9 protein-coding genes are annotated in these 6,452 nt (G+C 46.9%); 3 read left to right on the top strand and 6 right to left on the bottom strand.

Annotated elements, in window-relative coordinates; translation table 11 throughout:
* The first annotated feature begins 58 nt into the window (after window positions 1-58).
* Complete coding sequence (gene lgt, locus FJM65_RS20105; protein ID WP_140623968.1) at window positions 59-898, top strand: prolipoprotein diacylglyceryl transferase; 840 nt, start codon at window positions 59-61, stop codon at window positions 896-898.
* 52 nt (window positions 899-950) lie between these two features.
* Here the strand turns inward: lgt and FJM65_RS20110 are convergent, their stop codons facing one another.
* Window positions 951-1,784 (bottom strand): hypothetical protein, encoded by an 834-nt coding sequence (locus FJM65_RS20110; protein WP_239023037.1) that lies wholly within the window; start codon window positions 1,782-1,784, stop codon window positions 951-953.
* A gap of 111 nt (window positions 1,785-1,895) precedes the next feature.
* Here FJM65_RS20110 and FJM65_RS20115 point away from each other — a divergent pair, with 111 nt between their 5' ends.
* Window positions 1,896-2,288, top strand: coding sequence for a VOC family protein (locus tag FJM65_RS20115; RefSeq protein ID WP_140623972.1), 393 nt, complete (start codon window positions 1,896-1,898; stop codon window positions 2,286-2,288).
* A 142-nt stretch (window positions 2,289-2,430) separates the two neighbouring features.
* Here the strand turns inward: FJM65_RS20115 and FJM65_RS20120 are convergent, their stop codons facing one another.
* The gene (locus FJM65_RS20120) at window positions 2,431-2,889 is read right to left on the bottom strand and encodes a type II toxin-antitoxin system RatA family toxin (protein WP_140623974.1); all 459 of its coding nucleotides are present in this window, start codon (window positions 2,887-2,889) and stop codon (window positions 2,431-2,433) included.
* Window positions 2,890-2,918: 29 nt separating this feature from the next.
* Here FJM65_RS20120 and FJM65_RS20125 point away from each other — a divergent pair, with 29 nt between their 5' ends.
* The gene (locus FJM65_RS20125) at window positions 2,919-3,338 is read left to right on the top strand and encodes a hypothetical protein (RefSeq protein ID WP_140623976.1); all 420 of its coding nucleotides are present in this window, start codon (window positions 2,919-2,921) and stop codon (window positions 3,336-3,338) included.
* A gap of 81 nt (window positions 3,339-3,419) precedes the next feature.
* Here FJM65_RS20125 and FJM65_RS20130 read toward each other — a convergent pair whose 3' ends face one another.
* The 4 genes from FJM65_RS20130 to FJM65_RS20145 form a co-directional block, all read right to left on the bottom strand.
* Complete coding sequence (locus FJM65_RS20130) at window positions 3,420-4,157, bottom strand: YqjF family protein (protein ID WP_140623978.1); 738 nt, start codon at window positions 4,155-4,157, stop codon at window positions 3,420-3,422.
* Between the two features lie 61 nt (window positions 4,158-4,218).
* On the bottom strand, window positions 4,219-4,776 hold the full coding sequence (locus FJM65_RS20135; protein ID WP_140623980.1) for an XAC2610-related protein: 558 nt from the start codon (window positions 4,774-4,776) through the stop codon (window positions 4,219-4,221).
* 91 nt (window positions 4,777-4,867) lie between these two features.
* A complete protein-coding gene (locus FJM65_RS20140) occupies window positions 4,868-5,284 on the bottom strand; it encodes an energy transducer TonB (RefSeq protein WP_140623983.1) in 417 nt (138 codons plus the stop codon).
* 108 nt (window positions 5,285-5,392) lie between these two features.
* Window positions 5,393-5,671, bottom strand: a complete 279-nt coding sequence (locus FJM65_RS20145) for a hypothetical protein (RefSeq protein WP_140623985.1) — start codon at window positions 5,669-5,671, stop codon at window positions 5,393-5,395.
* Window positions 5,672-6,452 lie beyond the last annotated feature (781 nt).

The following is a 6,452-nucleotide window of genomic DNA, read 5'->3' on the forward strand; positions in this document are numbered from 1 at the left end:
TTTCGTTTTTTCGGTGGCTGATTTATCTTAACTTTGTAGGATTAGCATCCTATCCCTTATGAACTTACTAAACTATATTACCTGGAATGTTGACCCTGACATTTTCAGCATAGGTCCCTTTACCATCCGCTGGTATGGCCTGCTCTTCGCCCTGGGCTTTATCATTGGGCAGCGCATCCTCACTAAAATCTATGTTGCCGAAGGCCGCACCGAGGGTGATGTGGACGTGATCACGATCTACATGATCATCGGCACAGTGGTAGGCGCCCGCCTGGGCCATACGCTGTTTTACTCCCCGGAGTATTACCTGAGCAACCCCATCGAGATACTGAAGATTTGGGAAGGCGGCCTGGCTAGCCACGGCGCCACCATCGGCATCCTCCTGTCGCTCTGGCTGTTTAGCCGCAAGTATAACTTTGATTATATGTGGGTGCTGGACCGCATAGTGATCGTGGTGGCGCTCGGCGGCGCCCTTATCCGGCTGGGCAACCTGATGAACTCGGAGATCTTTGGCCACCCAACTGACTTGCCGTGGGGCTTTATTTTCATGCGGCAAAACGAGTACTCGCATGTGCCGCGGCACCCTACGCAGCTCTACGAGTCGTTTAGCGTGTTCCTGCTGTTTGTGCTGCTCTACTGGCTCTGGAAGAAGTATAAAGGGGCCTTGCCAAAGGGCCTGCTTTTCGGCATTTTCGTGACGGCGCTGTTTACCTTCCGTTTCTTTGTGGAGTTCCTGAAAGAAGATCAGGTGGCCAAGGAGGCGACCATGGCCCTGAACATTGGCCAGCTGCTGAGCATCCCGCTGGTTCTTGCCGGCCTGGTCATCCTGTTTATGGTATGGCGCAACCCCAAACCTGCCCTGCCCGGCGGCAGGAAAAGAGAAGAGAGCAAAGTATAAATATCATCCCCTTAGCGCTGCAAAGCCTAAGGGGATTCTTTTTTCAGCTGCTTTACAAGGTGTAGCGGTACAGGTTGCCGCCCTCGCTGGTGATAATAAGCTTGTCATTGCCTTCAAAAGCTACGGCCTCGGTCTGGCCAGCGTCTTTCAGGGTGCGCTTGTCATACTTGCCCTCATAAAATCTGTCCACGCTGGCAAACTCCCGGAAAAGGTGTAGCGCCCCTTCGCTTATCAGCACCACAGTGCTTTGGTCCGGGCTGATGGCGGCGCCGGTTACCTGGGTTTTTAGCGAGTGGCTGCCGATAAGCTTGGCTTTGTAGGTGCCGGCCTGGTCGGGGAGTCGGTATACCTTGATCGTTTGGCTGCGGCCCCGGTCTTTGGAGATGATATATAGCTTGCCGTTGCTCCAGAACAGTGCTTCCGCGTCGAAGTTGCGGTCTTTCTTTTTGGGCGGATACTCCTTCTGGTCCTCATAGGTAAACCGGATAGCGGCACGCTTCTCCGGCTGACTTGGGTTTACTTTGTACACGGCCAGTTCATGGCGGTTGTTATCGTTGTTGCCGGTATCGGCTATGTAAATATTGCCTTCGGCGTCTTGGGCCAGGTCTTCCCAGTCCACGTTGGGCAGCTGCAGCCGGATGGTTTGGAGGAGCTTTCCTTTGTCGTTTAGTTTGTATAGGTTGGGGCCGTTGCCGGCATCGTTGTGCGTCAGGTACTCACCGGGCGCCAGCACGGCCACCCCGGAACTCTCGCTAACCTCATCGGGGAGCTTGGCCAGCCGCTCAAAGTTGGCCGCAGCCACGGGTGCCTTCGTAAAAATTATGTCACGGAAAAAGTATGTTGCCAGGCCTATGATGGCCACAAAAATCACTGAAATCTTCATCATTAGTTTCATGCGGGTTTTGGTAGTGCAGTGCATACTATAAACGGGAAGCGGCGGGACGCGTTAAGGCAAAGGCGGCTTTTTGTTAGCCCGCATCATACTATAGCAGCAAAAATGGAGATAAAAAAGATAAAGGAGACCTGCCTGTATGTGCAGGACCTGGCGCGGAGCAAGGATTTTTACCACCACAAACTTGGCTTCCCGGTGATCGGGGAGGTAGCGGGGCGGCATGTGTTTTTCAGGGCGGGTGCCTCGGTACTGCTTTGCTTTAACCCCGTGGCCTCCAAAGTGAGCAAAAGCCTGCCGCCGCATTTCGGCTCAGGGCAGCTGCACCTGGCCTTTGAGGTGGAGAAGGAGCAGTATGCCCCCTGGAAGCAAAAGGTGCGGGACCTGGGCATTGCCATAGAGCAGGAGTTTGACTGGGGCGGCGGCTACCTCTCTTTCTACTTCCGCGACCCGGACGAGCACCTGCTGGAGGTGGTGATGGAAGGGATGTGGGAGAGATGATGTGAATTAGCGAGTGGTCTGAAGTTGAAGGGGGGCAAGCAAACCATTGCTACGATCGCACTTACTGTGTATTCTCACCAGCAAGTATAAAAGCTGCTGAAGCAGGAGTTTTGGTGAGCACGCCGGTAGTGGGGGGATGCTACTATGCCTCCATACTTTTCTTTTCAAGGCAGTGCTTTAAATCTAAAAGCCGCTGCTTTACATTTTTTTGCAAGTTAGGTTTAATAAATTTTCCCGCGATCGAAAAGGGAAACCTCAAAGAGAACGAATACAAAAAGATCACCTCTGTTTCGTTTTGATCAATTTTCTTGAATGTCCATGAGCCCAGAAAAGAGCTAAACATAAATGGCCCCTTTGTCATTTTTACTGCTGTTACTTTAGGCCTGTTAAAAGAAACATACTCTGTCTCCATGCCGAGGCCGTTGTGAGCGACGCAGTATGCTTTAACACCGTTTTTTGCTTTTACTGCTCCATTGGTTAGCTCTGCCCTTTTTAAAAAAGTATCCCATGAAAGGCGTTTGTCATAGTCTTGTGTATAATCGAACACTTTTTCCGCTGCCTCCCGAATCGTAATTGATTCTGTAAATTTTAATGATGCCATCTATTCAGGGTTCTTTCTGATTGAAACTAGTGAGTATCGTTGAAAGGCTATTAAAAGCTGTTGAAGCATGGATTGGTGAAAACTCCAGCGGTGGGGGGAGGTTCTATTATGTCTTGTTGCATACAAGTAGTTTTAGAAATCCAATAAGGCTGATCCAGTCCCACAGTAAGATAGCAATACAAATGATAGTTAACGTTACCCCTGGTTCAAGAACTGAGTTCTTAATAGTTTCAATAAAACTAGATGCTATAATAGTGTTAACTGATAATAGTATTGACACAGCATCAGCAAGAATAATCAGGGCTGCTGTAAATGCGTGCTTCTTTACCGGTCTGAGCCCGACAGCCATTAGAAGCGCGACAAATATCAGGCTGCTTAAACTTTTTGTGCTTTCCGTGATGCCGCCGCCATGCAGGTATAAGTTTAAAAAAGCTATCAATGCAACGTAGATAGCAGCTAAACTGGTAAGAGCCTCTCGAGCTATATGTTTTAAAATCTTTTCTATTTTAAAGTTTTTTACTCCAGTGCCTTTACTTCGCTGTAGTCAGTTTTCTATACTTCTTTTTATCCCAAGCCAGTACCTTAACTCCTGCAGAATAATGACACAAGTCTGGGTTTTTACTCAACATTTTTGCAAACCTTGGATATCGAATAGCAATGCTTTTTAGTTCTATTTGGTATGTTGGCCATTCGGTATGATGAATCTCAAACTCATTTATCCAGGTGCTTGTATTCTGAAACAACGCGTATCTCTCGGTCAGCCACTTGTCAAGTTCAGTCTTAGCAGTTACAGGTGCCCCAATTTTATATTTCAACTCGAGTTTATCGCCAAACTCTGTGTTCTCAGAGCAATAGTAATTTTCGCCCCTCTTCATTTTTGAGTACCGATAAGGAAGCTCTGATAAGCTTTTCGCAACTTGGCAGGATAGTTTTTTCCCACCTTCTATACTCAGGAAATACACGCCCGTTTTATTGTTGTACTTTACATAAGTACGAATATTGATTTCATCAAAGGTAGATAAGGGAGGAAAAGAAGGTAGGTTTCTAGGCCTTATTTTTTCCATCGTGAAAGCTACTAAAGATACCCACGGCTTGCCTTCAAACAAGTCGATCTCTAAGTCGTCTGGTAGTAGCGGCTTTAAATCGTGGTAGTTAACCTGCCAATGTAGAAAAACCGCATCGTTCCATTCTTGATAATACTTCCAATTACCAGTAGGGAGCCTCCAGGGACGGTGTTTTGTTATCGTCAGTATTTTCTTTATCGTCATTTGCTAAGTTTGTTCCGGCGTTGAACACTACTGCCAAGTGAGGCTGCACTGTGCTGTATCTTTATTCTACTTTTTTCTTTGCTTTCCTAAGTCCTCTTTTGTAAGCTTTTCCATTAAGCAAACTGTCAATTACCGATATGTTCAGGTCGATTAGTTCTCCAGAGTCATTGAGTTTGAAAAACCTATACTCGGCTACACCTGTCAGGATGCAAGCGGCTATGACGCCTTTTACCTCTGTCGTGTTGATGTTTGGCCATTCATTAAATCCCGCTACCTTTTGAAAACTGTTATTCTCTTCTCTGAACAAGAACAGGTTATATGTTTCATTGGCTCTTGCCCCTGAGCCTTGGTAAACCAACAGGTCATGAAAGCCATCACGATCAATGTCCCTAAATTCGATCTCCAGCATACTGCTCCAAACCGAGTCTTTTAGTATTGGTTCATCGTCTCTGAACAAAGTCATACTTGTATTTAGGTCTTTGTTTGAGTTCTCGTCAAGTTCAAGGGTTAGGCGATAAGTATGCTGACCTACTGCCCAAGTGGAATCGAGCTTAGCCGCTTGAGAAAAGCCAAGATTCCAGGTCAGAATGATCAATACAAAGGTTAGTATAGTTTTCATGAAGGGATATGTGGCAAAAAGTTACTCTTGCAGCCGATGGGCGAGGCGTAGCTGAGCATAAAGGCTGAATTGGGGCGGTGGAAGGTATTTTTCAATGGAGCTTAAACCGTACTGGCAGAACAACTACAGTTCTTACTGCATCACCATTGAGTCTCCCAGGTTTCCAATCGTTCATGAAATTTATTACCCTCATTGCTTCTTCATCGAACTTTGGGCAGAGAGCTTTTAAGTATTTTCTGTTACTAACTGTGCCGTCCTTTTCAACTATCAATGAAATCATCACGCTCCCGTTACAGTCCAATCTTGGGTCTGGCCACTTTAGATGTTTATCGATAAAGCTTTGTGTCTCGTCAAATTTATACTCTTTCTCTTTAGTGACAAGAACTGGGTAAGTATCTACAATGGAATATACAGTAGTATCAGCAATGGTCGTAGGTTGAGCAACAGCCACTTCTAAAGCAAACTTCACTAAGCATATAACTGCAATTACGAACTTTATGCATACCATTTTTTAGTGTCGCTTTAGAGTTTGTTAATTACACTTACCACCTACGGCAGGGCTATGAGGTGGCATAGCTACCTTACAGGTTTGGTTAGCCAACGTGGTTTTATATTTCTACCAAAGTTCAAACATTTCAATAATGCAGAAGTAAGTTATTATGCTTCCAAAAAGGCTTCCTGATAACAACATGCCTGCGGGTATTTCATAAATAAGTTTTTCTGTTGGTTTTACGAAAATATAAGCCACTCCTAACACAACAACAGGAATTGTAAAAATGAAAAAGTATGACCAGTAGGATGGAAGTATGTTTGTCAATATCGCTATAGCTCCAACAACCTTCGGTTTATACAATACGCCTTTAGATGCGGTCTTGACTATTGGTTTCGAAGTCATTCTTCTCTTAATTTAATATGATATACTTACGTTCTGAGCTTTGCGGTGGCGCAGCTACCGTAAAGGTTTAGTGTGTGCCCAGCATGGCACGAGTTATATTTCGAAAGGAATATACTCAGATTATCCAGAGGGTGCAAATCCCTTATCGGCAAGTTGGTGAAGCCGATTAGCAAGCCGCAAGCTGGTTTACCGCGAGGTATGCAGTGAAGATGCCCGAGCACGGGAGTGCGAAGGGGACGCCCGCAGGGCGGGACTGCAAACACCTGAACTGACGAATACTCTCGAGCACGGGAGTGCGAAGAGAGCGCACGCAGTGCTTGCATAAGAGGCAGGGAGTCGTGGGTAAGCAAGCACATCTTTGCAACGCCCCTGGCCAATAAACGGCTCTGTGTAGATGCAGCAGGGTTAGGTGGAAGGATAAGTGTCTTACCTGGGGAGGTCTCGTCCTGTCGCGTACAGGGGGAGAAGTCAGCAGCGGTCATAGTAGTCACCTGGAAACGAGCCGTAAGCACTGCGGAGGCCTCACAGGGTGATGAAGGACCAAACGTCAAGTTGCCCGAAATCCGATAAGGAGGTTCAAACGCGAGAGTTTGCTAGCCTTATCCCAAACTAGGGCAAGGGCGTGGTCGGTGTAAAGAGCGGCTGTGCTATCCTTGACGAACCGCCCTGTACGCGACCCGTACGCAGGGTGGTGGTGTGTCACGAACAAAGAACACGAGTGCTTCTTTGGTGCTGTGCAAATGATGAGGGCAGGCCCCTCGGAGCCGGTATTCAGGTGCAG

Origin of the sequence: Pontibacter mangrovi, assembly GCF_006385705.1 — a bacterium.
In the GTDB taxonomy this organism is placed as follows: domain Bacteria; phylum Bacteroidota; class Bacteroidia; order Cytophagales; family Hymenobacteraceae; genus Pontibacter; species Pontibacter mangrovi.